Origin of the sequence: Streptomyces sp. NPDC050528, assembly GCF_044457795.1 — a bacterium.
GTDB lineage: Bacteria > Actinomycetota > Actinomycetes > Streptomycetales > Streptomycetaceae > Streptomyces.
This window is the reverse complement of the sequence record NZ_JBITHH010000007.1, coordinates 393,642-419,708: the sequence shown is the minus strand read 5'-3', so window position 1 is coordinate 419,708 and position 26,067 is coordinate 393,642. Positions and strand designations below refer to the sequence as shown.

22 protein-coding genes are annotated in these 26,067 nt (G+C 70.9%); 5 read left to right on the top strand and 17 right to left on the bottom strand.

What is annotated here, in order from left to right; all coding sequences use genetic code 11:
- Window positions 1–111 precede the first annotated feature (111 nt).
- The 4 genes from ACIBK4_RS25920 to ACIBK4_RS25905 all read right to left on the bottom strand — a co-directional run bounded on the left by ACIBK4_RS25920 (window position 112) and on the right by ACIBK4_RS25905 (window position 7,124).
- Window positions 112–2,775, bottom strand: coding sequence for a DUF6493 family protein (locus ACIBK4_RS25920; RefSeq protein ID WP_398997971.1), 2,664 nt, complete (start codon window positions 2,773–2,775; stop codon window positions 112–114).
- Window positions 2,772–4,187, bottom strand: a complete 1,416-nt coding sequence (locus tag ACIBK4_RS25915) for an SWIM zinc finger family protein (RefSeq protein WP_398997969.1) — start codon at window positions 4,185–4,187, stop codon at window positions 2,772–2,774. The genes ACIBK4_RS25920 and ACIBK4_RS25915 overlap by 4 nt, the downstream gene beginning before the upstream one ends.
- A 141-nt stretch (window positions 4,188–4,328) precedes the next feature.
- Entirely contained in the window at window positions 4,329–5,912 is a 1,584-nt protein-coding gene (locus ACIBK4_RS25910) for an alkaline phosphatase D family protein (RefSeq protein WP_398997967.1), read from the bottom strand.
- 381 nt (window positions 5,913–6,293) lie between these two features.
- Entirely contained in the window at window positions 6,294–7,124 is an 831-nt protein-coding gene (locus ACIBK4_RS25905) for an alpha/beta fold hydrolase (RefSeq protein ID WP_398997965.1), read from the bottom strand.
- A 158-nt stretch (window positions 7,125–7,282) separates the two neighbouring features.
- Between ACIBK4_RS25905 and ACIBK4_RS25900 the strand changes: the two genes are divergently transcribed.
- Window positions 7,283–8,167 (top strand): RNA polymerase sigma-70 factor, encoded by an 885-nt coding sequence (locus ACIBK4_RS25900; RefSeq protein ID WP_398997963.1) that lies wholly within the window; start codon window positions 7,283–7,285, stop codon window positions 8,165–8,167.
- A 239-nt stretch (window positions 8,168–8,406) separates the two neighbouring features.
- Window positions 8,407–9,168, top strand: coding sequence for a GntR family transcriptional regulator (locus ACIBK4_RS25895; RefSeq protein ID WP_033283475.1), 762 nt, complete (start codon window positions 8,407–8,409; stop codon window positions 9,166–9,168).
- A gap of 534 nt (window positions 9,169–9,702) precedes the next feature.
- On the opposite strand, the gene ACIBK4_RS25890 is transcribed toward ACIBK4_RS25895, so the two are convergent.
- The 3 genes from ACIBK4_RS25890 to ACIBK4_RS25880 form a co-directional block, all read right to left on the bottom strand.
- A complete protein-coding gene (locus ACIBK4_RS25890) occupies window positions 9,703–10,857 on the bottom strand; it encodes an ROK family transcriptional regulator (RefSeq protein WP_398997960.1) in 1,155 nt (384 codons plus the stop codon).
- A 99-nt stretch (window positions 10,858–10,956) separates the two neighbouring features.
- The gene (locus tag ACIBK4_RS25885) at window positions 10,957–11,619 is read right to left on the bottom strand and encodes a response regulator (RefSeq protein ID WP_398997959.1); all 663 of its coding nucleotides are present in this window, start codon (window positions 11,617–11,619) and stop codon (window positions 10,957–10,959) included.
- Between the two features lie 14 nt (window positions 11,620–11,633).
- Window positions 11,634–12,788, bottom strand: coding sequence for a sensor histidine kinase (locus ACIBK4_RS25880; protein ID WP_398997957.1), 1,155 nt, complete (start codon window positions 12,786–12,788; stop codon window positions 11,634–11,636).
- Between the two features lie 108 nt (window positions 12,789–12,896).
- Here ACIBK4_RS25880 and ACIBK4_RS25875 point away from each other — a divergent pair, with 108 nt between their 5' ends.
- The 3 genes from ACIBK4_RS25875 to ACIBK4_RS25865 all read left to right on the top strand — a co-directional run bounded on the left by ACIBK4_RS25875 (window position 12,897) and on the right by ACIBK4_RS25865 (window position 15,029).
- Window positions 12,897–13,817: an ATP-binding cassette domain-containing protein gene (locus ACIBK4_RS25875; RefSeq protein WP_398997955.1), complete on the top strand. Its 921-nt coding sequence runs from the start codon at window positions 12,897–12,899 to the stop codon at window positions 13,815–13,817.
- A gap of 2 nt (window positions 13,818–13,819) precedes the next feature.
- Complete coding sequence (locus ACIBK4_RS25870; protein WP_398997953.1) at window positions 13,820–14,542, top strand: ABC transporter permease subunit; 723 nt, start codon at window positions 13,820–13,822, stop codon at window positions 14,540–14,542.
- Between the two features lie 82 nt (window positions 14,543–14,624).
- On the top strand, window positions 14,625–15,029 hold the full coding sequence (locus tag ACIBK4_RS25865; protein ID WP_398997951.1) for a hypothetical protein: 405 nt from the start codon (window positions 14,625–14,627) through the stop codon (window positions 15,027–15,029).
- Between the two features lie 4 nt (window positions 15,030–15,033).
- On the opposite strand, the gene mug is transcribed toward ACIBK4_RS25865, so the two are convergent.
- The 10 genes from mug to ACIBK4_RS25815 all read right to left on the bottom strand — a co-directional run bounded on the left by mug (window position 15,034) and on the right by ACIBK4_RS25815 (window position 26,060).
- On the bottom strand, window positions 15,034–15,579 hold the full coding sequence (gene mug, locus ACIBK4_RS25860) for a G/U mismatch-specific DNA glycosylase (RefSeq protein WP_398998287.1): 546 nt from the start codon (window positions 15,577–15,579) through the stop codon (window positions 15,034–15,036).
- On the bottom strand, window positions 15,576–17,018 hold the full coding sequence (gene purB, locus ACIBK4_RS25855; RefSeq protein WP_398997949.1) for an adenylosuccinate lyase: 1,443 nt from the start codon (window positions 17,016–17,018) through the stop codon (window positions 15,576–15,578). The genes mug and purB overlap by 4 nt, the downstream gene beginning before the upstream one ends.
- Window positions 17,019–17,091: 73 nt before the next feature.
- Window positions 17,092–17,433 (bottom strand): DUF4326 domain-containing protein, encoded by a 342-nt coding sequence (locus ACIBK4_RS25850; protein WP_398997947.1) that lies wholly within the window; start codon window positions 17,431–17,433, stop codon window positions 17,092–17,094.
- 6 nt (window positions 17,434–17,439) lie between these two features.
- Complete coding sequence (locus ACIBK4_RS25845) at window positions 17,440–18,222, bottom strand: SGNH/GDSL hydrolase family protein (RefSeq protein WP_398997945.1); 783 nt, start codon at window positions 18,220–18,222, stop codon at window positions 17,440–17,442.
- A gap of 427 nt (window positions 18,223–18,649) precedes the next feature.
- A complete protein-coding gene (locus tag ACIBK4_RS25840) occupies window positions 18,650–19,663 on the bottom strand; it encodes a hemolysin family protein (protein ID WP_398997943.1) in 1,014 nt (337 codons plus the stop codon).
- On the bottom strand, window positions 19,660–21,042 hold the full coding sequence (locus ACIBK4_RS25835) for a hemolysin family protein (protein WP_398997941.1): 1,383 nt from the start codon (window positions 21,040–21,042) through the stop codon (window positions 19,660–19,662). The genes ACIBK4_RS25840 and ACIBK4_RS25835 overlap by 4 nt, the downstream gene beginning before the upstream one ends.
- Window positions 21,043–21,222: 180 nt before the next feature.
- Window positions 21,223–21,648 (bottom strand): GNAT family N-acetyltransferase, encoded by a 426-nt coding sequence (locus ACIBK4_RS25830; RefSeq protein ID WP_366437295.1) that lies wholly within the window; start codon window positions 21,646–21,648, stop codon window positions 21,223–21,225.
- Window positions 21,641–22,552, bottom strand: a complete 912-nt coding sequence (locus ACIBK4_RS25825) for an LLM class F420-dependent oxidoreductase (protein WP_398997938.1) — start codon at window positions 22,550–22,552, stop codon at window positions 21,641–21,643. Before ACIBK4_RS25825 ends, ACIBK4_RS25830 begins: the two co-directional genes overlap by 8 nt.
- 81 nt (window positions 22,553–22,633) lie before the next feature.
- Window positions 22,634–25,204, bottom strand: a complete 2,571-nt coding sequence (locus ACIBK4_RS25820; RefSeq protein WP_398997936.1) for an ABC transporter permease — start codon at window positions 25,202–25,204, stop codon at window positions 22,634–22,636.
- Window positions 25,205–25,208: 4 nt separating this feature from the next.
- Window positions 25,209–26,060 (bottom strand): ABC transporter ATP-binding protein, encoded by an 852-nt coding sequence (locus ACIBK4_RS25815; RefSeq protein ID WP_398997934.1) that lies wholly within the window; start codon window positions 26,058–26,060, stop codon window positions 25,209–25,211.
- Window positions 26,061–26,067: the final 7 nt, after the last annotated feature.

The following is a 26,067-nucleotide window of genomic DNA, read 5'->3' as shown; positions in this document are numbered from 1 at the left end:
TGTTGCGTGATCACGAACGCTCTGTGACCTACCGGTAAAAGCGTGGTTCTGTACCTTTTGCCGTTCTTTTGGTGAGTAGGGAGCACTGGAGGTCAGCCCTGTCGCCCTACGTCATGCGGCCACCTCTTCCGCCAGCGCACTGCGCAGCCGACGTGCCTGCGCGACCAGCCGGGACGAGCCGCCCCGGGCCGCCGTCTGCGCCAGATGCGGCAGTTCACCCCGTGCCCCCGAGCGCTCCGCGCACTCCGCGGCCACGGCGAGGAGATCTCCGAGCGCCCGCGCGTGGGCGGGTTTGGCGTCGCCGTCCAGGTCGGCGAGCAACGCGGCCAGGGTGTGCCGGAGGATCCCCCAGATGGTCGCGTTCGCCCCGGTCGCCGCCCCCGTCCGCGCCGACTCGGCGAGCCGCGACGGCTTCACGGCCCCGCTCCGCACCAGCTCCCCGAGATCCGTACCGAGCCGGTCCCCGTCCAACTGCCCACGCGCCGCGAGCACCAGCAACGCGTCTACGGCGGCGAGCCGATCCTGGGGGTGCCGCGCGCCGAGACCGTACGCCAGACACAGGTGCGTGGCCTGCCCGGCGAGCCCCTCGGACTCGGCCAGCAGCGGGAGTACGGCGGCCGCACCCCGGGTGTCGTCCAGCGCGGCGGTGGACACGTCCCGCACCAGCCGCGCCGCCACCAGTTCGCGACGCTCGGGGAGTATCGCGAGCCAGTGCCGCTGCATCTCCTGGTTCCAGTGGTAGCAGTGCCAACGGTCGCCGTAGGCGGTCACCGGCTTGCCGAGCGCGCGGAACTCCGCGGGGAAGTCCTCCTGAAGATCGAGGAGTTCACCCAGCTCCACTACGACACGGGCCCCGGCTGTCCGCCGCCTGCTCAGGGGCAGGGTGGGGCTCTCGGACGTCAGCCAGTGCGCGAGCCGGGTGCCCTCCGCCGTGCCGAGCGACTCCGCCCGCTCGGCGGCAACGGCTGCCGCCGAGCGGTCCTCGCGGCGCACCCGCAGCAGGGCCTGCGCGAAGTCGGCCTCCGAGACCCGTGCGCCCAGGCGCCGGTATACGTCCAGCCGGTCCACCAACTCGTCCGGCTCCAGCAGCCCCGTGCTCCAACTCGGCGTCGACAGCAGGAACGGCAGCGGCTCCGCGCGGAGCCGGTACGCGATCTCCCATATCCGGGCGTCGAAGGCCCGGGTCAGTGCGCTGTGTCCGCACTCGCGTCCCTTGTCGCCGTGCCGCATCCCATCGTGGAGGGTGCCGGTGCGTACCTTGTCCAGAAGCGTGGCCAGCAGGAGGTCGAGCGCGTACGACCCGCTGCCGAAGCTGTGGTGCGACCTGCGGAAGTTGTTGTCCGGATGCTGGGCGTACCCGGGATCCGCGCTGCTCCACCACCGGCGCGCGACCACCGGACCCAACGCCTCCAGCAAGGCGTCCCGGTCGCCGTACGCATGACGGACCAGTCCGTCCAGCGCCCGCTCGAACGCCGCCACGTCACCCTCGGTCGCCAGCAACGCCCCCAGTTCCTCGGCTAGTTCGACCGCCGACTCGGGCGCCGGTGCGAGGCGCGCAGCCTCCGGTGCCGGCGGGAGCAACTCCTCGTACAACGACACCGCTGCCGTCACGGGCGCGGCACCCAGCGTCTCGACCGCGCGTGTGCGCAGAGCCGGGATCAACTGGTCGGCCGCTGCGGCGAGTTCGTCCCGTACCTCGGGGGAGTCGACCTTCTTGACGTGCCGTTCGACCAGCTTCAGCGCGCGTTCCTGCACCTCCGCGTCCTCGTGCGCGAAGGCCTGCGCGAGGGCGGGCAGTACCTCGGGGGCAACCGACGCGTCCCGCGCCAAGACCTTTCCCAGCAGCACGAGTTGAGCCCGGACGAGCTTCTTCTCGGGCCGGAACAGCACCGCGTCCGACATCTCCGCCAGCCGACGAGGCGTCAACTTCCCCTCCAGTGCGAGGGATCCGAGCACCGACTGCGCATGCGACGCCACCATCGACACCGCGTCCGAGGCCAGCGCGACCCAGTCGGCGATCCGCTCCCGCTCCTCCTCGCGGCTCAGGGCGAGGGCCTTCAGCACGCGCAGGAACACCCGGTTGTCGAGGGTCGTACCGCCGCGCAGCAGCCGGGCCACGCACGCGTCCACCGTCCGCCTCCGGTCCAGGACGCCTTCGGTGGTGAGCTGGGCGAGTGCGTCGACCCAACTGTTCGGCCCTTCGCCCGAGGTCCACTCCAGTGGGCTGCCGATGTCCTCCGTCTCGAAGACCGCGTCCACCAGCTCCGCGAGATGCGGATCCTTGCGCAGCCGGTCGAGCAGGGTGTTCCCGAGCTGCCGCAGGTTGCCGATGTGCTCCACCCAGCCCCGCACATAGGCGTCCGTCGTCGGCACCGGGCAGCCGGAGAGCCGTACCAGACCGGCCATCAGCTCGTACGGCACGCCGGAGGAGGCCGGGCGTCCGGCGAGGCGGTGCGTCACGTCGGCGAGCCAGGCGGTGTCACGGTCGCCCAGGATGTGGATCAGGAGCGCCGGGGACGACTGCGACCAGCGCATGTCGGTGGCGGCGATCCAGGTCGCCGCGGCCGCAGCGCCCGTCTCGCAGGCGGCTCCGGCCGCGTGCAGGGTGGGATAGGCGCGGCGGGACGGCTCTTCCCACGGTGCCTTGCGCAGCTCCTTGCGGAGTGCCTTCAACTCCGGCAGGAACGACCGCCGTTCGGTGTCCGTCAGCCCGTCGAGCAGGCCCACCGCCTCGGCCGTCCGGCCCGCCCGCACCGCTTCCATCAGCGAACTCATCGCACACCCCCGTCGACCCGCACCATGTTCTGATCCGCGCTCAGCTCCGTCGCGGCACCCCGTCGCACCATCCGTACCGCCAGGGCGTGCTTGCACGGCCCGCGCCCGCCCCGGTACTTCGCCCACCACACGCAGCTGCAACTCAGCACCCCCGCCTCGTCCCGCACCCGGTGCACATGACCGTCCTCGGCGGTCACGGTCCCGAGCGCGCCCTCCAGACGGACCGCCCCTGCCGCCACCAGTGCGCGGGCCGAGCGCAGCCGCGGATTGTGGCGCTCCACGCGCTGTGCGTCGTAGGGGAGTTCACGGTGGAAGTAGGACGCCTCCGCCGTGTCGTAACCGACGCGTCCCGAGGTGCCCAGCCGGGTCAGCGCGGCGCGGACCCGCTCCGGGGTGAGGCCGGAGGAGGCGGCCATGTCGGCGACGTCGATGCGAGGTTCCCAGGCCAGCAGTACGGAGATCAACTCCGCGTCCTCGCCTGCCTCGTCGGCCGTGAGCGCGTCCAGGACCCTGCCCTCGCCGGAGAATCCGCGCGACGCGTCCGGCGACAGTGTGAGGGTGAGCCGCATGCCCGGCAGGACGGCTTCCCACGCGCCGGCCGTGGCGTCGGCGCCGACGACGGAGGGGCCGTAGATCCGCAGGGCCGTGGCGTGGCGCAGGACGCGTTGGAGTGCGATCAGGCGCTCCGGGCCCGGGAGGCAGACCGCGCCCGGTACGGGGCGGGTGGTCGGGCGCAGGCCTCGGCCCGCCGGGACGACCCAGCGCGGGCCGCTCGTGGTGCCGCGTGCGCCGCTCTTCGGGAGCGAGCGCAGGAAGCGGACCGCCTCGGCCGCCGGGAGCTCGGCGCGCAGGTCGAAGCCGGCCGCTATGACCTGGGCCTCCGCGAAGCCGCGCAGCCACCGGTCGGGCAAGGGAACCTTCTTCTCCACGACCGGGCCGTCCAGCGTGGTGACGGCCAACTCCTCGGGGCCGACCCGGAGATGGAGCGGATCGTCCGTGCCGATCCGGGAGAGGGCCTCGCGCAGCGGGTTGTTGACGTCGACGTTCGTCGTGCCGTGTCCCACCTCGTCGCCGTCGAGTCCGGGGCCCAGGACGTCCAGTCGTGCGTACACCCCGCCGCAGCCGGAGAAGGACTCGAAGCGCAGCCGATCGCCGCCCGCCGTCACCACCGGGTCGAGGGAGGCGGCCAGTTGACGCTGGTAGTAGCGCGTGGCCGCCACGTCGGCCACCGCAAGCAGCGCCGCCGAGGCCACCTGAGGAGAGGTCAGGAAGCCCGCGAAGAAGCGCGGATGATCGGTGACACCCGAAGGAGTCGCACCTCGTGAGGTCTCCAGCCCGAGGCGCCGTCCGTCCGCCGACGACTCCAGCACGGAGGGTCGGGGATAGGTCACGGCCTGCAAAGATCGCGTCATGGGAAAAACCGTAGAGGCCACCACTGACAATCGGCCTGACCTGCGGAAACGTGTTCGGCGGCGGGGAGTTGGCACGCTTCGCCGCGCGCCGCGCACCGGGGGATGACGCCGGTGCGCGGCTCAGGTACGAGGGTAGTGGAGTTACTGGCCGGCCCGTCCCGGCTGCAGGGTCTTGGTGAACAGCACGGTGCCGTCCTGCTCGCGCAGACGGACCGTCAACTCCCCGCTGTGGCCGTCGATGTCGACCTCGCCGAAGAACTGGTAGCCCTCGGCCGGCGACACGTTCTGCGCGGTCGGCGCCTTCACGAACACCCGCTCCGGACCGAAGGTGTTGTCGAGGTCGCTGGCCGGGAAGGCGCCCGCGTTCAGCGGACCGGAGACGAACTCCCAGAACGGCTCGAAGTCGGTGAACGCGGCCCGAGAGGGCTGGTAGTGCTGGGCGGAGGTGTGGTGCACGTCGGCCGTCAGCCACACGGTGCCGGTGATCCGACGGTGCTTGATGTAGCGCAGCAGCTCGGCGATCTGCAGCTCACGCCCGAGCGGCGCGCCCGGGTCGCCCTGTGCGACGGCCTCGATGTTCGCCTTGCCCTCGGTGGCATCGGGCACGACCAGGCCGAGCGGCATGTCGGCGGCGATCACCTTCCACACCGCACGTGACCGGGACAACTCCCGCTTGAGCCACTCCAGTTGCTCCCGGCCGAGGATGCCCTGCGGGTCCACGGTCTGTTTGTCGGGCGAGTTGGCGTTGCGGTAGGTCCGCATGTCCAGGACGAACACGTCGAGCAGCGGACCGTGCCGCATCACCCGCTGGACGCGGCCCTCCTCGGCGCCCGGCCGCAGCGTCGAGATCGGGAAGTACTCGCTGAACGCACGCCGGGCGCGCACCGCCATGACGTCGACGTTCTTCTCGGTGTAGCGCGTGTCGGAGGCGGCGATCACCTCGCCCGGGTACCAGTTGTTGCGCACCTCGTGGTCGTCCCACTGGATGATCGACGGCACCTGGGCGTTGAACCGCTTCAGGTTCTCGTCGAGCAGGTTGTAGCGGAAGTTCCCGCGGAACTCGGCCAGGGTCTCGGCGACCTTGGACTTCTCCTCCGTGGTGACGTTCCTGTAGAGGCTGCCGTCGGGCAGCGCCTGGGTCGCCGTGATCGGACCGTCGGCGTAGATGTTGTCGCCGCTGCACACGAAGAAGTCCGGGTCCAGCTTGGCCATCGCGTCGTAGATCCGGTAGCCGCCGAGGTCGGGGTTGATGCCCCAGCCCTGCCCCGCCAGGTCACCGGACCACAGGAAACGCACGCCGCGCCGCCCGGTCGGCACCGTGCGGAACGTGCCGTCGACCGGCTCGCCCGTACGACGGGGGTCGTCGGGGTCGGCGAGCAGGACCCGGTAGTGGATCTGCTGCCCCGAGGGCAGCCCGCGCAGCCGGGTGGTGCCGGTGAAGTCGGTGTCCGAGCCGAGCAGCGGACCGTGCCACCGGTGCGGATTGCGGAACGACTCGGTGGCCGAGGTCTCCACGATCATCCGCGCGGGGCGGTCCGAACGCACCCACACGAGCCCGGAGTCGGAGGTTACGTCCCCCGCCTGCACGCCCCAGCCCGCCTTGGGACGCCCGGACAGGGCGAAGGCCGGGGCGGCGCCGAGAGCGGCGGGCACGGTCAGGGCCGCCGACGCGGCGAGGGAGCCGCGCAGGACGCTACGGCGGGCGGGGAACGGACGATGCGACATGGGGTTGCGCCTCCACGGACGGGCTGCGGTCAGGGTGCACTGCCACAACTACTGGTGCGCCACAGCGCACACGCAAACCAGGGGTGAACAACGGAACGCGGTGACATGGGGGACCGCGTGCGACGTCGGAGGCTCACTACGGGCGTACGGCGCCGGCCATCAGACGTATGCCTGCACGGATCCGTCCGGGGGACAGGTGCGCGTACCCCAGGACCAAGGGCCGGGCTCGTCCTCGACGGAACCGCCTGGCCGCGTTACCCCGAGGGGACAGAGGCCGCCGCGCTGTTGTGGCAGGCGGCGGTTGTCACGGTCGTCGGCAGCGCCTTTGTCGGCGCCGGAGTCGCCCTGGGATCGGGGGCGTTGGGGCCGGTGCCGCGTCGGTCAGCGGCTGCCGTCGAGGATGACGCGTGCGACCAGGGCCGGGTCGTCGTTCATCGGGCAGTGCCCGCAACCCGGCAGCCGAACGAGCCGGGACCGGGGGATCAACTGCTTGGCGCGGACGCCCTGGCGGCGCAGCAGCAGCCGGTCCTGCGTCCCCCAGGCCACGGTCACCGGGATGCCGGGGATGTCGTCGGTGAACCGGACGCTCGTACCCGCCCGGAGCGTGTCGTCGAACCCGGGGGCGTTGACCAGTGCGAGCGTCTCGGCGACCACGGCCTCGGGTGAACGGCGGCCGGGGCGGGCGTAGATGGTGCTGGTGAGGGCCGTGCGGCCGGCCGTCGTGCGGGCGAGTTTCTCGACCAGCGGGAGGGGCAGCCGGCGGGCGATCTGCCGCATGGTGAGCAGCACACCGAAGGCGTAGCGACGCTCGGCCTGGGACCAGAATCCGGCGGGGGAGAGGGCGGTGACGGACCGTACGACCTTCTCGCGGCCCAGTTCCAGGGCCATCAGGCCGCCGAGCGAGTTGCCCGCGACATGCGGACGTTCGAGCCCCAGCTCCTCGCAGAAGCCCCTGAACACGGCCGCCGTCGTGGTCAGGTCGTACGCCAGCCCCTCCGGGAGCGCGGGCGAGGCGCCGAACCCGGGCAGGTCCACGGCGATCACATCGCGCTCGGTCGCCAGGATGTCCACCACCGGGTCCCAGGCCTGCCGGTGGTGACCTATGCCGTGCAGCAGGAGGAGTGGTTCGCCGTGACCCACGCGCGCGTAGGACACGGTCACGGTCTTCGGGCCCTGCGGAGTGGGGACCGGGAAGGAGACGGTGGCGGACATGGGGATGCTCCTCGTCTGGGACACGCTGGCAGACGCCGTACAGGCTGTGTAGACAGCTTGTCAGTAACTGCTACTCACCGGTAGCCCCAGGCGTCGGGGACCTTGAGGCAGGCGGTTTTCTGCTGGACAGGGCAGCGCCCAGCGCATGGGATGAGGTGGTGACCACCGACACCCCGACCGATGTCTTCGAAGAGCACCGACCCGTCCTCATGGGAGTCGCCTACCGCATGCTCGGGCGGGTGGCCGACGCCGAGGACGTGGTCCAGGAGGCCTGGCTGCGCTGGTCCGCCGCCGACCGCGCCGGCGTCCGCGAACCGCGCGCCTACTTGGTGCGCGTCACGACCCGCCTCGCGATCGACCGACTCCGCCAGGTCAAGGCACGCGGCGAGACCTACGTGGGCCCGTGGCTGCCCGAGCCGTACGTCACCGACTTCGGGGACACCGTCCCCGACACCGCCGAGCGCGCCGTCCTCGCCGACTCCGTCTCCCTCGCCGTACTCGTCGTCCTGGAGTCGCTGTCGCCGCTGGAACGGGCCGTGTTCGTCCTCAGGGAGGCGTTCGGTTACCCGTACGCCGACATCGCGGCCATGTTGGACCGGGGTGAGCCGGCGGTGCGCCAACTCGCCGGACGGGCCCGCAAACACGTCGACGAGCGGCGCCCGCGCTACGAGGTCGACCCCGCCCAACGCCGCGATCTCACCGAGCGGTTCCTCGCCGCGGCGGGCGAGGGCGACCTGGCCGGCCTCATGGCCATGCTTGCCCCGGACGTCCGTCTGATCGGCGACAGCGGCGGCAAGTCCCAGGCGCCGCTGCGTGTCCTGGAGAGTGCCGACAATGTGGGCCGCTTCCTGGTCGCCGTGGCCGAGAAGGGCGTCCCGGAGATGTCGTTCCGCTTCCTCGAACTCAACGGCGGACCCGCGGTACTGATCCTTTCGGGTGACACGCCCGACAGCGTCCTCCAGGTGGACGTATCCGCCGGACGCATCCGCTCCGTCTACATCGTCCGCAACCCCGACAAGCTTCGATCACTGGCTTCCGCTTAGCCGCAGCCCGCGCGGGGCCCCCGTTTCGCGACGGGGGCTTTGCTGTTACGTCACGAAGAACACCCAGTACGAACGCCTTGTGAACGCTCTGCGGCAGACGCTCTGTGCATTGCATATGACATAGAGGATTGGTCTTGACCAAGGGTGGGGGCCGTCCTATGGTCGCAGATAAGTGAAACAACCTTTAATAAACAAGGGCGCTAAAACGCCGCCGGAACACGGCGATTGCGGAGGACAGGGTGGGGACCACGCAGTTGGAATCGGTGCCGGAGCCGAAGTACTGGCATCTCAAGACAGTGCTGAGTGAGGCACTGGACTCCGAGTTCTCCGTTGGCGAGATCCTGCCCAACGAGCGAGACCTGGCGGCCCGCTTCGGCGTCGCCCGGGCCACGCTCCGGCAGGCTCTGGAACAACTCGAACTGGAAGGCAGGCTGCAGCGCCGTCGTGGGGTCGGTACGACCGTCGCGCCGCCGCGCGTGGGTGTCGCCGTCGGCACCGAGCAGCACGCCTGGCCGGGCGCCGGGGAGGACGCCTGGCAGTCCGTCGACTGTGTGCTGGCGGCTCCGCCGGCGGCCGTCGCGGACGTCCTGGAGACCGGTTCCGAGGAACTGGTGCACACCGTGCGGCGCTCCCGGGTGAGCCACGGCCAGCCGGTCGCCGCCGAGCTGCTCTACATCCCGGAGTCGTCGGTACCCGACCTCTCCGCCATAGACACTCCCTCGGCGACGGCACGCGCGCGTGCCGTCCTGCGCGAGTTGCAGCGCCTCGAACTGGAGGGCCAGGACCGCGCCGTCGAACTCGGCTCGGCCCGCGCGGACGACGCCAAGGAACTGGACCGCCTCCCCGGAGCCCCGGTCCTCGTCGTCACCACCCGCTTCTTCGCCGAGGGCCGCACCGCCGCGGTCTCCGTCGCGACCTACCGCGCGGACACCTGCCGCCTGACCTTCGCCGACTCCGGAGGCGTAGAAATCCACCACGGCCCAGAACGCCAGGCCTCCTGACCAAGATCACTGCCGAACCGTCGCGCCCCGGAACCACTCCGGGGCGCGACGCGTTTTCCGTGACGGAAGTGTTTCTGTGCCGGGCGGGGCAGCACCCCAAAGAGGCGCGGGGCGGTATCGATGTGCGGCTCAGCCGCGCGGGCGCGCCCACCCACGACGCCGCAGCAGCCGCCCCTTGCGCCCGGAGCGCGACATGTTCCCTTCTCAGTTCCCTGCACGGCAGCACCCCAAAGGGGCGCGGGGCTGTGTCGATGTGTGGCTCAGCCGCGATGTCGCAGCAGCCGCCCCTTGCGCCCGGAGTTACGACGCGTTCCCTTCTCAGCGCCCTGCACGCCAACACCCCAAAGGGGCGCGGGGAACTGCGCGACCAGCCCCAACGGCGCCGCACTCGACACACGACCATCGCGCCCACCCACAACGGAGCCGCACCCGACAAACGACCACCGCGCCCAGCCCAACGGCGCCGCACCCAAAAAACAACCACCGAGGCCAGCCACAACGGACCGGCACCCAAAAAACAACCCCACCGCCAAGCTAGCGCCGCGTCACCGTGCCCTCGACCGCGAACAGTTGCTCCTCAACATGGTCAAGAGCCAACCGCAGCGCCCCAGTTGCCGCAGCGGCCTCCCCGAGCAGCGACAGGGCAACCTTCGGCGGCCGCAGGCAATACCGCGCCAACTCCCGCCGCAACGGCTCCAGTACACCGTCCAACCCGGCAGCCCACCCACCCACCACGACCAGCTCCGGATCAAGGGCGAGCACCAGCGCGGCGACATCGTGCACAAGGCGCTGGATGAACCGGTCGACAGCCGCCCGCGCCCGCTGGTCACCGTCACGGGCCAGCGCGAAGACCTTCGCGACCGCCTGCTCGTCCAAGGGATGCAGCGGCTCGTCCGTAGTGGAGAGCAACGTCTCCGGAGTCACGTCCCGCCCCAGCAGATGCAGCGCGCCGATCTCCCCGGCCGCCCCGCGATACCCCCGGTGCAACCGCCCCCCGATGAGCGAACCGGCACCCGGACTCAACCCGGCCAGCACCATCACCATGTCGTCGGACTCGGTCGCCGCACCCTTCCAGTGCTCGGCGACCGCCGCCGCGTTGGCGTCGTTCTCCACCAGCACAGGGCACTTGAAGGACCGGCTCAACCGCTCGCCCAGGTGCAGCCCCGTCCACTGGGGCAACGCGGTGCCCAGCCGTACGGTGCCGTCCGCCTCGACGATGCCCGGCGTGGCGACGCCCACCGCCCGCAGCGAGCCGCGCGCGACCCCGGCCCGGCGCAGCAGCTCGGCGACAGCGGTGCGCAGCCGCTCAAGGCGCTCGTCCGCCGAAGCCGTCTCGTCGACGTCCTTGGCGATCGCGCCGAGCACCCGGCCATCCAGGTCGGCGAGGAGCACCGCGACGCGATGTGCGCCGATCTCCAGGCCCAGCAGATGCCCGGCCTCAGCCCGGAACCTGAACCGTCGTGCGGGCCGCCCCTGCCGCCGTACAACGCTCTCGTCGGGCGCCTTCTCGACGACCAGTCCGGCCTCGATCAGTCCCTCGACGACGCCCTCGACGGTCGGCCGGGACAGACCGGTCACCCGGGTGATCTCCGTCAGCGTGGCGCAGTCCGTGGCACGCAACGCGTGCAACACCACCGCGGAGTTGATCCTCCGCAGCAGCGAGGGGTCCCCGCCGGTCAGCCCCGCCAAGGTCTGTCCTCCCAGCTCGTGCGCGTGTTGGGCGGATCGTACTCGGCGCGGCGGACCCCGGCGAGTGCCGGGCGCCCCCGACCCGTCCGGCCCACCACGTCACCCCGGCGCCACGAACCCCGACTCGTACGCCGCGATCACCGCCTGCGTCCGGTCCCGCGCCCCCAGCTTCGCCAGCACGGCGCTCACATGGGACTTCACCGTCTCGGTCCCGACGACCAGCCGGGCGGCGATCTCCGCGTTCGACAAACCGCGCGCCATCAGCCGCAGCACCTCGGCCTCACGCTCGGTCAGTTGGGCCCGCTCCATCACCGCGCGGGCCGCCCGGTTCCCGCCGCCGTCGCCGTACTCGGCGGCCAACTGCCGTACGGAGGCCGGGAACAGCAGCGACTCGCCCTCGGCCACCAGCCGCACCGCGTGCACGATCTCGGCCGGCCGCGCCCGCTTCAGCAGGAACCCGTCGGCGCCGGCCCGCAGTGCCTCGTAGACGTATTCGTCGTTCTCGAAGGTCGTGATGACCAGGATCTTCGGCGGATCGGCGACCGTCCGCAGCACCGCGCGCGTGGCCTCGATGCCGTCCAGGAGCGGCATCCGCACGTCCATGGCGACCACGTCCGGCCGCAGTTGCCGCACCAGCGGGATCACCGCGGCGCCGTCGGCGGCCTCCCCGACCACCTCGATGTCCGGCTGCGCCTCCAACACGGCCCGCAGACCCGCGCGTACGAGGGGTTCGTCGTCGACCAGGAGCACGGTGACCGGCATCCGGCCAGCCTAGATCAGCTCAGCGGCAGCTCCGCGTGCACCTGCCAGTCACCCTCGTCGGGCCCGGTGTACGCCCGCCCGCCGAGCAGTGCGGCCCGTTCGCGTATGCCCCGTAGACCACTGCCGCGTCCCGGCCCGGATATCGCCGCCGTCAGCGGATTGCGGACCTCCAGATCGAGGGTGCCGTCGGTGACGCCGATACGGACCCGTACGGGCACGGACCCCGCGTGCCGCAGCACATTGGTCAGCGCCTCCTGCAGAATCCGGTACCCCTCCCGGGAGACCGGCCCCGGCACCGTCTCCAACGGTCCGGTCACCTCGGCGTCGACTTTCGCCCCGGAGGCCCGCGCCGACTCCAGCAGCCGGTCGGCGTCCACGAGTGTCGGCCGACTGCTCACCGGCCGCTCCGCCTCCCGCAGTACGCCCAACACCCGCTCCAGATCCTCCAGCGCGGCCCGTCCGGTCTCCTCGATGGCACCCAACGCCCGCTCGGTGAACTCCGGGTCGCCCGCCGCGCGGGCAGCGCCCGCCTGCACCACCGCCACGGTGAGCGCGTGACCGATGGAGTCGTGCAACTCCCGTGCGATACGCGTGCGTTCCAGCAGCTGCTCGGTGCGCTCCTCCAGGGCGGCGAGCTGCTCCGCGCGCGAGGGGCCGAGCAACTTCCGGGCCAGGAACGTGGCCAACGCGCCGAGGCCGACCACGGCCGCGTACAGGGCGATCAGAGGAAGGGGTACCAGCAGGGCGTACCAGCCGTGTGGCGTCGCCTCCTTGAGAAGCCAGACGTCGTCGGGCACGCGCCCGCGTGCGACCTCGATGAACTGGAAAGCGATGATCGGCAGCCAGACGCAGGCGAACGCGGTCACCCAGCCCAGAACCATCCGGGCCTCCAGCCACAGCATGGTGCGGCCGCGGTCCCGCCACGTCACCGACGGCCCCACGGAGATGCTCGGGTCCTCCTGTCCCGGTGTCAGCAACAGCCGCGCCTGCACTCCCTCCCCGATCCGCACGGCCGGGATCAGGGCGACCGGGATCAGCGCGAGCGCGGGTGCGTACGGGGTCGCCGGACTGATCAAGATCCACACGGCGGTGATCAGCATCGGCACCCAGAGGTGCAGCAGACGCGTGTACGTCGTCCCCCGGAGCAGCGGGCGCAGGAAGCGGGCCATTCCGACATCGTGACAGCCGGCACCGACAATCGGCCTCCCCCGGGCGGGGGAGACGATCTCCACGGTCGGGGGAGGACCCAACCCCCTTGAACGGCAAGGCTGTTGGCCATGACCAGCATCGACGTACAAGACCTCACCAAGGAGTACGGCACCCGGCGGGCCGTGGACCACGTCACCTTCGACGTCCGCCCCGGCAAGGTCACCGGCTTCCTCGGCCCCAACGGCGCCGGAAAGTCCACCACCATGCGCCTCGTCCTCGCCCTCGACCGGCCCACCTCCGGAACCGCCACCATCGGAGGCCGCCCCTACGCCGCGCTTGCCGAGCCGCTGCGCCACGTGGGCGCCCTGCTCGACGCGCAGGCGGCGCACGGCTCCCGTACCGCCCGCGACCATCTGCACGCCCTGGCGGCGAGCAACCGCATCCCGGTCGCCCGGGTCGACGCGGTGCTGGAGGAGACGGGACTCGTGTCGGTCGCGCGGCGCCGGGTGAAGACGTACTCCCTGGGGATGCGCCAACGGCTGGGCATCGCCGGTGCCCTCCTGGGTGACCCCGAGGTGGTCCTGCTGGATGAGCCGTCGAACGGCCTGGATCCTGAAGGCATCGTCTGGATCCGGGAGTTGCTGCGCCGGCTGGCGGCGGAGGGCCGCACGGTCCTGGTCTCCAGCCACCTGATGAACGAGACCGCCACCTTCGCCGACCACCTCGTGGTCCTCGGGCGCGGCCGCGTCCTCGCCGACACCCCGATGCGGGACTTCATCGACGCGCGCGTGCAACCCCACGTACGCATCCGTACGACGGACGCCGGCGCCCTCAAGAGCGCGCTCGCCGGAGGTGGTCACGACGCCGTGGAGCACGAGGAAGGGCACTGGACCGTGGCGCACGCACGCGTGGACGAGATCGGCGCCCTGTTGTCCGTGGCCGGCGTACCGATCCTCGAACTGGCCGCCGCCGAGGGCACGTTGGAGCAGGCCTATCTCGACCTGACAGCCACCGAGACCGAGTTCACCGCACCGCACCAGGAGGCCTGACCATGGCATTCACGCCCGTGTTCCACTCCGAGTGGATCAAGATCCGCACCCTGCGCTCACAGATCGCGGCCCTTGCCATGATCCCCGCGATGACGGCACTGTTCTCGGCACTCGCCTCGTCCGACACCGGAGGCGACGACTTCGACCCGCTGTTCGCGGTCTTCTTCGGCGTGGCCTTCGGCCAGATCGCGGCCATCGCCTTCGGCACGACCGCCGTGTCCTCCGAGTTCCAGGGCGGAGCACTACGGCTGTCGCTGGCGGCGGTGCCCAACCGGGCGCGGTGGTTTGCGGCCAAGGCGGTGGCGATCGCGGTGCCGGTGTTCATCGTCGGCCTGGTCACCGGTGGGGTGACGCTGGCCGTCGGCAGGGCGGTGCTCGGTGCCGAGGCCGACGGGCTCGGCGGGGCCGAGCAGGTGCGCGGTGTGGTCGGCTGCGCCGTCTACCTCACGCTGATGGCACTGCTCGCGGCCGGTCTCACGGCGGTGCTGCGCAGTGGAGTGGCGACGCTGAGCATCGTCATCCCGTTCCTGCTCATCGTGTCCTTCGTGGTCGGCGACGCGTCGAGCGACATCGCGGACCTCCTTCCCGACCGGGCCGGCCAGGTGGCGCTCCACCAGACCTGGGACGGGGCGATGGGGCCGTGGGTCGGCCTCGGGGTGACGGCGCTGTGGGCCGCGGCGGCGTTGGCGGCGGGGGCGTGGAGCATACGGCGCCGGGACGCCTGACGGCGAAAGTGCCGGAACGTTTGGCCCCGTGCGGGCACTGACGCCCCGCCAAATGTCAGTGGCAACCGCTTTACTGGATCACATGGACATCGCGAAGGACCTCGCCACGATCTACCGGCTCTGCGCCCAGGAGTTCCCCGCAGGGCAGGGTTACTTCCTGGTGGAGTTAGAGACGGGCCCGGTGCCGCCTGACGGGTCGCGGGAGCGGACGGCGGACGATGTCCAGGCCTATCTGCAGGGGATCGCCCAGCGGCTGAACGACCGTTGGGCGGAGCAACTCCCGTGGGGCCAGCTCACGGTGAGAGAGCGCATAGGGCGGGGCGAGGAGATACCGGAGCCCTGGGCCACGCTGGCCCTCCGCACCGACGTACTGAACGTGTGGCAGGCGGAGGACACCGGCCGTTGGATAGCTCTCGGCGTCGCCGACCGGGACGACCAGGACGAGATCCAACTCCTGGCAGCGGTCACGGAGATGGACCCGCCGTGACGCGCTAGCCCTGTGCCGCCACCCGCAGCCGCCCGAACTCCTCGGCCATCGTCGCCGCAGTCCAATGCGCGTTCAATCCGCTCGGATTCGGCAGAACCCACACCCGCGTGTCCCCGAACACCCGCTCCTGCGGCCCCACTTGGGCCTTCTTGTCGTCGAACGCGGCCCGGTACGCGGTCACCCCGAGTACGGCCAGCCACCGCGGCTTCCACCCCGTGAGCTTCGACGCGAGGAGTTGCCCGCCCTCGCGGTACTCCTCCGCACTCAACTCGTCGGCACGGGCCGTCGCCCGCGCCACCACGTTCGTGATGCCGAGCCCGTACGACAGCAACTCCCCTTGTTCCTCCGGCTTCATGAGCCTCGGGGTGAAGGCGGAGAGATGCAGCACCGGCCAGAAGCGGTTGCCGGGGCGGGCGAAGTGGTGGCCCGTGGCCGCCGTCATCAGACCGGGGTTGATGCCGCAGAACAGCACGCCGAGGCCGTCCGCGACGACGTCCGGTACGAGACGGTCGCGGGCGGCCTCCAGCTCGGCCTGGGTGAAGCGGGTCAGAGGATCGCCCCCGGGGTGTAACCCGCGGCCTCCGGGTGCTGCTTCGCGAGTTCCTCGACGCGGGCGACGATGACGGCGACCTGGTCGGCGGCGGCGCCCGTGAAGGACAGTTTGTCGGCCATCAGGGCGTCCAACTGGGCGCGGTCGAGCGGGATGCGCTCGTCGGCTGCGAGCTTGTCCAGCAGCTCGTTGCGCTCGGCGCCCTGCTCGCGCATGGCCAGCGCGGAGGCGACGGCGTTCTCCTTGATGGCCTCGTGCGCGACCTCGCGGCCGACACCGGCGCGGACCGCGGCCATCAGCACCTTGGTCGTTGCGAGGAACGGCAGATAGCGGTCCAGCTCACGCGCGACGACGGCCGGGAACGCGCCGAACTCGTCGAGCACGGTCAGGAAGGTCTCCAGCAGCCCGTCGAGCGCGAAGAACGCGTCGGGGAGGGCCACCCGGCGCACCACCGAGCACGAGACATCGCCCTCGTTCCACTGGTCGCCCGCCAGCTCGCCGGTCATCGACGCGTAGCCGCGCAGGATGACCATCAGGCCGTTGACGCGCTCGCAGGAGCGGGTGTTCATCTTGTGCGGCATCGCGGAGGAACCGACCTGGCCCGGCTTGAAGCCCTCGGTGACCAGCTCGTGCCCGGCCATCAGCCGGATCGTCTTCGCGAGCGACGAGGGCGCCGCCGCGACCTGCACCAGCGCGGTCACGACCTCGTAGTCCAGCGAGCGTGGGTACACCTGGCCGACCGAGGTGAACGCCTGCGAGAAGCCCAGGTGGGAGGCGATCCGCTGCTCCAGCTCCGCGAGCTTCGCCGCGTCGCCGCCGAGCAGGTCGAGCATGTCCTGCGCCGTGCCCACCGGGCCCTTGATGCCACGCAGCGGGTAACGACCGAGCAGCTCTTCCACCCGCCCGTGGGCGACAAGCAGCTCGTCGGCGGCGGTCGCGAAACGCTTGCCGAGGGTGGTGGCCTGCGCGGCCACGTTGTGCGAGCGACCGGCCATGACCAGCTCGCCGTACTCACCGGCCAGCTTCCCGAGCCGCGCCAGAACGGCCACGGTACGGTCGCGCATCAGCTCCAGCGAGAGCCGGATCTGCAACTGCTCGACGTTCTCCGTCAGGTCCCGGGACGTCATGCCCTTGTGCACCTGCTCGTGCCCGGCGAGGTCGTTGAACTCCTCGATCCGCGCCTTCACATCGTGCCGCGTGACCTTCTCGCGCTCGGCGATCGAGGCCAGGTCGACCTGGTCGAGCACACGCTCGTAGTCCGTGATCGCAGCGTCCGGCACCTCGATGCCGAGGTCCTTCTGGGCCCGCAGCACGGCGAGCCAGAGCTGCCGTTCCAGCTTCACCTTCTGCTCGGGGGACCAGAGCGTGGCGAGCTCGGTGGAGGCGTAACGTCCGGCGAGGACGTTCGGGATGCGGGGCTTGGCGGGAGCGGAAGTCACGTGTACGGATTCTACTGGCGATTCGTGCAGGCCAGCGACACGGCCTCCTTCGTCGGAAGCTACGAGACGTCCGTCACTGTCCCGCGTCGGCGAGCTCCGCCAGCACCCCCGCATGACAATCCAGCGGCGCGCACCAACAAGCCAGCACCCGCCCCCGCAACTCCGGTACCAGCCCCAGCAGTTCAGGCCGCTCCAGCAGATACGCCCGGTACTTCGCCATCACCTCCGCGCGCGTGCCGTCCCGGCGGCGCGTGGGGGTGTCGTAGGCGAAGGGGTTGTAGAGCGGGTGGCGGGGGAGGTCCCAGCCGCCGAGGGTCCAGCGGCGGCCGACGTAGACGATGTCCTTCGGGGCGAGTTCGAGCCGGGGGCCGTACTCGTGGATACGGCCCCTGACGTTGATCACCCGCGTCGGCATGGGGAGTTACGCCGCAGGGCCCTCGTAGGGGAGCAGGTCCGGGCGCTTCGGGGAGAGGCCGTCTCCCGAGGAGCGGCCGGTCAGGCGGCGGCCGATCCAGGGGAGGAGGTACTGGCGGGTGAAGCGGGCGTCTTCGATGCGGCGGGCGGTCCAGTTCGGGGGCGGGGTCGGGGGCATCGGGGTGCGCCACTCCGGGTCCTGGGGTTCGTAGCCGAGGGTCTGCCAGACCGCCTCGGCGACGCGGCGGTGGCCCTCATCCGTGAGGTGGAGACGATCGACGTCCCACGCGCGCGGGTCGGCGAGTGAGGGGGCGCCGTAGAGGTCGACGACGAGGGCGCCGTGGCGGGCGGCCACGTCGTCCACGCAGGTGAAGAGTTCCTCCATGCGCGGGCGGAAGCGCTCCAGGACCGGGCCCTGGCGACCGGGGCTGCGCATCAGCACCAGGTGCTTGCAGGCGGGGGTGAGGCGTTCGACGGCCTCCTCCAGCAGCGCGCGGACGCGGCCCATGTCGCACTTGGGGCGCAGGGTGTCGTTCAGGCCGCCCACCAGCGTGATCACATCGGGCTGCATGGCGGCCGCCGGGCCGACCTGCTCCTCGACGATCTGCGCGATCAGCTTGCCGCGCACGGCGAGGTTGGCGTACCGGAAGCCGGGCGTCCGCGCGGCCATCCGGCCGGCGAGGAGGTCGGCCCAGCCCCGGTAGGTACCGTCCGGGAGCAGGTCCGACATGCCCTCGGTGAAGGAGTCGCCGATCGCGACCAGGCTGGTGTGCGTGGGATTCGTCTGCATGGCGACGAAGAGGATAACTCGCCTCCATACCCGCCGGTAGGTCGGCCTCCACGACGACCGGTCGGGCTGGCGCCGGGGGCCCGCCGGGGCCAGCCCCACTGTCGGACGCGGGCCCGCGAAGTCACTCGCCGAGCCCTAGGCCTGCCACCGGTCGGGAACGAGCCCGAGCCAGTGGCCGGGCTCCGAGGCGTCCCTCGCGGGGCTCGCGGGTTCACGAAGCCACTCGCCCAGCCCCTGGCCTCCCACCCGTCGAGAACGCCACCGGTCGGGAACCAGCCCGACTGACCAGCCAGGCTCCGGCGCGTCCCGCGCGGAGCTCATGGCATGCCGCCCACCCGTCGCGCATCGAGCTGCCGCCCGCCCCGGACCAGCCAGCCATAAGCCCGAGGCCGCCCCCGGATCGACGGCCCCCCTCACCTCTAACCCCTCACGCCCGCTGCCCGAACAGCTCCCGCAGTACGTCCTCCATGGTCACCAGGCCGGTCAGGCGGTCCTCCTCGTCGAGGACCGCTGCGAGATGGGTACGGCTGCTGCGCATCGCGGTGAGGACGTCGTCCAGCGGGGTGTCCTGCTTCACGTTCGCGATGGAGCGCATGTCCTCGACCTTGAACGGCTCGTTGCGCGGCGAGGCGTCCAGCGCGTCCTTGACGTGCAGGTAGCCGATGATCCGGCGCTCGCCGTCCACCACCGGGAAGCGGGAGAAGCCGGACTCGGCCGACAGCACCTCCAGCTCGGCCGGGGTGATGCCGGCGACTACGTAGTCGACGTGTTCCAAGGGGAGTACTACGTCCCGCACGGGCCGCCGACCCAGTTCCAGCGCGTCGTTCAGCCGCTCCAGGGCCCGTTCGTCGATGAGTCCCGCCTCGCCGGAGTCCCGTACGATCCGGGCGAGTTCGGCGTCCGAGAAGGACGCGGTGACCTCGTCCTTGACCTCGACGCGCAGGAGTTTGAGGAGTGTGTTGGCGAACGAGTTGATCGTGAAGATCACCGGGCGCAGCGCCCGGGACAGCGTCACCAGCGGCGGTCCCAGCAACAGCGCGCTGCGGACCGGTTCGGCCAGGGCGATGTTCTTCGGGACCATCTCGCCGAGCAGCATGTGCAGGTAGGTCGCCGCCGCCAGCGCGATCACGAAGGACACGGCGTGCCCTGCGCTCTCCGGGACACCGACCGCGTGGAACACCGGTTCCAGCAGATGCGCGATCGCCGGTTCCGCGACGATACCGAGCACCAACGTGCAGAGCGTGATGCCGAGTTGGGCCGCGGCCATCAGCGCGGACACGTGCTGCAGCCCCCACAGCACGCTCTTGGCCCGCCGGTCACCGTCCTCGGCGTACGGCTCGATCTGGCTGCGGCGCACCGAGATCAACGCGAACTCGGCAGCCACGAAGAAGGCGTTGACGACCAGCGTCGCCAACCCGATCAGCAGTTGTACGGCGGTCACAGCTCCCCCTTCGCGGAGTCGGAACCAGAGTCGGAACCGGTGCCGGGGTCGGAGTCGGGGTCGGAACCGGCCTCGTCCACCGGCGCGTGCAACAGCAGCCGCGCCGCCCTGCGCCCCGACGCGTCCACCACGTCGATCCGCCAACCGGCGACCTCGACGACGTCCCCGACCTCCGGAATCCGCCCCAGCTCATTGGCGACCAGACCGGCCAGCGTCTCGTACGGCCCCTCGGGCGCCCGCAGACCCACGCGCGCGAGCTGGTCCATCCGGGCGGCGCCGTCCGCCGAGTACAGCGTGCGGCCGTCGTCGTCCGCCCCGGCCGGGGCCAGGTCGGGCGTCTCGTGCGGGTCGTGCTCGTCCCGCACCTCGCCCACGACCTCCTCGACGATGTCCTCCAGGGTCGCGACCCCGGCCGTACCGCCGTACTCGTCGATGACGACCGCCATCGTGCGCTTGCCGGACAGCCGGTCCAGGAGACGGTCCACGGTCAGGGACTCCGGGACGAGGAGGGGTTCGCGCATCACCTCGGCGAGGGGGAAGCGGGCCCGTCGGTCGGCCGGCACCGCCAGGACGTCCTTGATGTGCACGGTGCCGACGACCTCGTCGAGGTTGCCCCGGAAGACCGGGAACCGGGACAGCCCGGTCGCCCGCGTCGCGTTCGCCACGTCCTCGCAGGTCGCCTGGGCGTCGAGGGCGACGACCTGGACGCGGGGCGTCATCACGTTCTCCGCGGTGAGGTCGGCGAGGTTGAGGGTCCGTACGAACAGTTCGGCCGTGTCCGGCTCCAGCGCGCCCGCCTTGGCGGAGTGCCGGGCCAGCGCGGCCAGCTCCTGCGGACCGCGCGCGGACGCCAGCTCCTCGGCTGGCTCCAGACCGAAGGCCCGCACCACATGGTTCGCCGTGTTGTTCAGATGGCTGATGAACGGGCGGAACGCGGCACTGAACCAGCGCTGCGCGTTCCCCACCCGTTTGGCCACGGCCAGCGGCGAGGAGATCGCCCAGTTCTTGGGCACCAGCTCGCCCACGACCATCAGGAACACCGTCGACAACGCCGTACCCAGCACCAGCGCGACGGACCGCGACGCGGAGTGCGAGATGCCCAGCGATTCGAGCGGGCCCGCGATCAGCGCGGCGATCGACGGCTCGGAGAGCATGCCGACGACCAGGTTGGTGACGGTGATGCCGAGCTGCGCCCCGGACAGCTGGAACGTCAGATTCCGTACGGCCTTCAGGGCACCCGAGGCGCCCCGCTCACCGCGCTCGACCGCGCGCTCCAGCTCGCCGCGCTCGACGGTGGTCAGCGAGAACTCGGCCGCGACGAAGGCACCACAGGCGAGCGACAGCAGGATCGCCACCAGCAGCAGAAGCACTTCGGTCATCGGGTCACCTCCGTCCCATGATCGGACAGGGCAGGGAGGTTCGCGCGATGTCGCGCGTCGGGACTGGGAGGCTCGCCCATGGGCGGACGCTCACACCTTTCGTGAAGATGAAGATGTCGAAGATCGTGGAGATGCCGACATTCGGAGTCGTCCGCCAATGGTAAAGGATGGGCAAAGCGATCAGGTGGTGAGGTGCTTCACCCACCGTCGCCACTGTTCCTCGGGTGCGTACCCCGCAGCGCGCCACGCATGCTGTCCGGTCTCGTTGCGCTCCAGCACCATCGCGTCCCCGCGCCGCCCGCCCAGCGCCACGAACCGCTCCTCGGCCGCCGTGAGCAGCGCCGAGCCGATGCCCTGGCGGCGCTGCTCCGGGTGCACGGCCAGCCGGTAGAGGTGGCAGCGCCAGCCGTCGAAGCCGGCGATCACGGACCCGACGAGCCGCCCGTCGCGTTCCGCGAGGATCAGCGCGTCCGGGTCCCTGGTGATGAGCCGGGCCACCCCGTCGCGGTCGTCGCTGATGCTGGTGCCCTCGGCGGCCTCGCCCCAGAACGCCAGCACGGCGTCGATGTCGGAGAGGGCGGCGCTACGAATATGAAGATCACTCATGGGGTGAGCCAAGCAGAGGACGGGCGTGCGGGGCGAGCGGGTTTCGGCGCAGTGCCGCCATGACCGGCGCGAACGCCTCCATGTACGGCTCCAGCACCGTGAGGTACGAGAACCCGTAGCGGTCGCGCAGCGCCAGCACCTTCGCGGTGATCTCGTCCAGGGTGCCGACCAGCATGACGGGGAGATCGAGGACCTGTTCCAGGGTCAGGTCCGGTCGGCGGTCCAGCAGCGGGCGTAGCGCGCTCGCGGGGTCGTCGGTCACCGCAACCAACTGGATCAGGAGGTTGAGTTCGGCGGGTTCCTCGCGGTCGGCCGCGAACTCCCGGTACCGGGCGGCCCGTTGACCGAACTCGGCGGCATCGACCGGTGCCAGCTTGCCTGTTGTGCTGCCCGGCTCCAGGCTCGCGCCCGCGAACGCCGCGATGTCCGCGTGCTCGGCGGTCAGGCGCAGCATGCGGTCGCCGTTGCCGCCGAGGAGGAGGGGAACCCGGGACTTCGCGGCTTCCAGCAGCCGTACCAACTCCTCGACCGTGCGACGGAGTTGGTCCACTCGTTCCCTCGGCGAACCGAACGGCAGCCCCGCCGTGTCGTGTTCCGCCTGTACGTAACCGGTGCCGAGCCCGAGTTCGAGGCGTCCGCCCGTCAGGTCGTGGGTCGTCGTCACCTCGCGGGCCAGCAAAGTGGGGTTCCAGAAGCCCGCGTTGAGCACGAACGTGCCCACTCGTGGCCGCTCGGTCGCCTCCGCCGCCGCGACCAGTGCCGGGAACGGCGCGACCATGCCCAGATGGTCGGGGACCAGGATCACGTCGTAGCCGAGTTCCTCGGCGCGTCGGCATCTCGCGCGCCACTCGTCGGCCGGTGAGGAGGTGAGCAGACTGGCTCCGAAGCGGAACGGGCGGGGCATGAACTCTCCTTCGCAGGTGGTTACTTGAGTGTCCGCCGTGAATCCGTGACGGCGGGCGACTCGACGCCAGCCGCGTTTTCCTCACTCGTGTGCGATCGCCGCCAGCACGTTCATGCGGGACGCGCGCAGCGCCGGCAGCAGGGCTGCCACGATGCCGACCACCGCCGAGCCGATCACCACCGCGACGATCGTGGTCCACGGCACCGCGAGCGCCTTCATGCCCTGGAGCGCCAGGACTTGCTGGGCGCAGACACCCCACACCAGGCCCAGGCCGAGGCCGAGTACCGCGCCGAACACCGCGATCACCACCGACTCCAGCCGGATCATTCGCCGCAGTTGGCGTCGGCCGAGCCCGATCGCGCGGAGCAGGCCGATCTCGCGGGTGCGCTCCACGACCGACAGGGCAAGGGTGTTGACCACCCCGAGCACCGCGATGACGATGGCCAGCCCCAGCAGCGCGTACACCAGGTACAGGAGCACAGCGATCTGGTCGTGGACCAGTTTCTTGTAGTCGGCCTGGTCGCGGACCTGGACCTGCGGATAGGGCTTCAGCGTCGTCTCAAGGGACTTGCGGAGCTGGTCGGCGCCGGTGCCGGACGCGGCGTTGACGTACAGCGAGGAGTCCTGGCCGTTCGGGACGTACTTCTCGACCGTCGCGATCCCGAAGAACAGCCCGCCCTGCGTCCCGAACCCGCCAGAGGAGCCCTGGTCGCTGAGGGCGCCCACCGTCAGCTTCGTTGTGCGGCCGCCCGGGAACTCGACGGGGAGCACGCTGCCGAGCCGTACGCCGTGCTTCTTCGCGAAGTCGGCCTCCATCGCGAGGTGTCCGGCGGCGAGCGCCGAACTCGTGTCGCCCTGCGCGTACTTGATGTGGGCGACGTCGTCGAGCGGGGTGTCGTAACCGGCCGCCGTCGTCTCCACCCGCTGGCCGTCCGGCAGTCGGACCGCGAGGGGCGCGAAGCGGGCCCGTACGACGAGACCGACGCCCTCGGTGGCGCGCACGTGGTTCGTGACCTCCTTGGAGAACGGCAGGAAGTTGCCGTTCTGGATCACGAAGTCGGCGCCGAGGGTCTTGTCGATCTGCTGGTCGAAGGACTTCGACATGGACGCGCTCGCCACCGACATCCCGCCGACGAGTGCGAGCCCCACCATCAGGGCCGCCGCGGTGGCGCCCGTACGGCGCGGATTGCGCAGGGCGTTGCGCTGGCTCATCCGGCCGACCGAACCGAACAGGGCAGGGAAGGCGCCGCCCAGCACCCGGATCATCGGGCGGACCAGCAGCGGGCCCGCGATCACGGTCGCGATGAGGGTGAGGACGATCCCGAGGCCCAGGAAGGAGGAGGCGGAGGCCGTCTTCGTCGCGCCGGCGCAACCCGCCAGCGCGGCCACACCGATCACCCCGACGATCGAACCCATCACGGCACGCACCCTCAACGGCCGCCCCACGCCCGCGACTTCGGCGTCCGCGAGGGCCGCCATCGGGGAAACGGTCGCCGCGCGCCTGGCCGGGAGATACGCGGCGACGAAGGTGACGCCGACACCAACGACGTACGCGGCCACGGGAGTTGGCCAACCGACCACCATCTCCGTGGTCTTGAGGTTCATGCCGAACGCGGTCATCAGCTTGATCAGCCCGGCCGCGAGCCCGATCCCGGCCGCCAGACCCAGAGTCGAGCCCACCAGCCCGAGCAGCAGCGCCTCGGTGAGCACCGACCGCCGCACCTGCTTGCGGTCGGCACCCAGGGCACGCAACAGGCCCAGTTCGCGGGTGCGTTGGGCGATCAGCATGGAGAACGTGTTGACGATCAGGAACACGCCGACCAGGACAGCGATGCCGGCGAATCCCAACATCACGTACTTGATCACGTCGAGGAAGCCGCCCAGATCGGCGGCCGCCGACTTCGCCTGTTCGCTCGCGGTCTTGATGTCGTACGCACCGGAGGAGTCGATCGCGGCGGTCACCCGCTGCTTCAGTACGGCGTCGTCGACCCCCTTCGCCGCGTCCACCGAGATGCTCGTCGCGCGGTCGGAGGCGCCCAGGAGTTGGGACTTCGCGGTGGCGGGGTCGAGGAAGACCAGCGCGGCACCGGGGTTGGTGGTGGTGAAGGTGGCGATGCCGACGATCTCGACCTTGAAGCTGCCGGGCTGCGCCTGCACGGTCAGCGTGTCACCGATCTTCACGTGCTTGTTGTCGGCGGTGTCCGCGTCGAGGAGGGCCTGGTCGGCGCCCTGTGGGGCGTGGCCCGAGGTCAGTTTCACCGGGCTGCGGTCGGTCAGATACCAGTCGGTGGCGATGGTCGGCGCGCCCGTGGTGGGGCCGACGGACTTGTTCTTGCTGTCGACGACCACGATGTTCTCGACGGACACGTCCGCGTGGGTCGAGGCGACCCCGGCCACCTTCGCGACCTGGGCGGCGAGTGAGGCGGGGACGGTCTCGGTCGCGCCGGTCGGTACCGAGGACTTGAGGTCCTGCTTCGGCTCGACGGTCACATTGGCGGCGGTGGACGCGAAGAGCCGGTCGAAGGTGCGCGTCACCGTGTCGGAGAAGATCAGACTGCCGGCCACGAACGCCACCGACAGCACGACGGCGAGCGCCGAGAGCAACAGCCGTCCCTTGTGCGCGAGGAAGCTCCGGAGGGTCGCCTTCAGCACGGGTTCAGTCCTTGTCGAGGGTTACGTCGGGTGCGCCGGTCGTGTTCTCGGCGGTACCGGTACCGGGGGCGTCGAACTGTCCCCTCGCCAAGTCGAACCGCTTCATCCGCTCCAGCACCCCTTCCGCCGTAGGCCGCTCCATCTCGTCCACGATCCGGCCGTCGCCGAGGAAGAGCACCAGGTCGGAGTGGGCGGCGGCGCCCGGGTCGTGGGTGACCATGACCACGGACTGGCCGAGATCGTCTACGGCGTCGCGCAGGAAGCCGAGGACTTCGAGCCCCGCTCGTGAGTCGAGGTTGCCGGTCGGCTCGTCGGCGAAGATCAGTTCGGGGCGGGAGGCGAGCGCCCGGGCGCAGGCCACGCGCTGCTGCTGGCCGCCGGACAGCTGGGACGGCCGGTGCTTGAGCCGGTCCCGCAGCCCGAGCGTGTCGATCACCTGGTCCAGCCACTTCTGGTCCGGCTTCTTGCCCGCGATGTCCATGGGCAGCGTGATGTTCTCGGCCGCGTTGAGGGTCGGGATGAGGTTGAACGACTGGAACATGAACCCGATCCGGTCCCGGCGCAGCCGCGTCAGCTCGCGGTCCTTCAGCCCCGTGATCTCGGTGTCGCCGAGCCACACCTGTCCGGCCGACACGGTGTCGAGCCCCGCCAGGCAGTGCATCAGCGTGGACTTCCCGGACCCCGACGGGCCCATCACCGCGGTGAAACGACCCCGCGCGATGTCCACGTCCACCGAGTCCAAAGCGAGCACGGCCGTCTCGCCCGAGCCGTACGCCTTGGTCAGACCGCGGGCGCGGGCCGCGATCGCGCCGGCCGGTGCCTGACCCGGGACGTGCTGCGCAGCAGATGTGGACAAGACGGCC

Coding starts and splice junctions, on each gene's coding strand:
- ACIBK4_RS25920 (WP_398997971.1), bottom strand. CDS start 2,775: ATGAGTTCGCTGATGGAAGCGGTGCGGGCGGGCCGGACGGCCGAGGCG.
- ACIBK4_RS25915 (WP_398997969.1), bottom strand. CDS start 4,187: ATGACGCGATCTTTGCAGGCCGTGACCTATCCCCGACCCTCCGTGCTG.
- ACIBK4_RS25910 (WP_398997967.1), bottom strand. CDS start 5,912: ATGTCGCATCGTCCGTTCCCCGCCCGCCGTAGCGTCCTGCGCGGCTCC.
- ACIBK4_RS25905 (WP_398997965.1), bottom strand. CDS start 7,124: ATGTCCGCCACCGTCTCCTTCCCGGTCCCCACTCCGCAGGGCCCGAAG.
- ACIBK4_RS25885 (WP_398997959.1), bottom strand. CDS start 11,619: ATGCCGGTCACCGTGCTCCTGGTCGACGACGAACCCCTCGTACGCGCG.
- ACIBK4_RS25880 (WP_398997957.1), bottom strand. CDS start 12,788: ATGGCCCGCTTCCTGCGCCCGCTGCTCCGGGGGACGACGTACACGCGT.
- ACIBK4_RS25875 (WP_398997955.1), top strand. CDS start 12,897: ATGACCAGCATCGACGTACAAGACCTCACCAAGGAGTACGGCACCCGG.
- ACIBK4_RS25870 (WP_398997953.1), top strand. CDS start 13,820: ATGGCATTCACGCCCGTGTTCCACTCCGAGTGGATCAAGATCCGCACC.
- ACIBK4_RS25865 (WP_398997951.1), top strand. CDS start 14,625: ATGGACATCGCGAAGGACCTCGCCACGATCTACCGGCTCTGCGCCCAG.
- ACIBK4_RS25850 (WP_398997947.1), bottom strand. CDS start 17,433: ATGCCGACGCGGGTGATCAACGTCAGGGGCCGTATCCACGAGTACGGC.
- ACIBK4_RS25845 (WP_398997945.1), bottom strand. CDS start 18,222: ATGCAGACGAATCCCACGCACACCAGCCTGGTCGCGATCGGCGACTCC.
- ACIBK4_RS25835 (WP_398997941.1), bottom strand. CDS start 21,042: ATGACCGAAGTGCTTCTGCTGCTGGTGGCGATCCTGCTGTCGCTCGCC.
- ACIBK4_RS25830 (WP_366437295.1), bottom strand. CDS start 21,648: ATGAGTGATCTTCATATTCGTAGCGCCGCCCTCTCCGACATCGACGCC.
- ACIBK4_RS25825 (WP_398997938.1), bottom strand. CDS start 22,552: ATGCCCCGCCCGTTCCGCTTCGGAGCCAGTCTGCTCACCTCCTCACCG.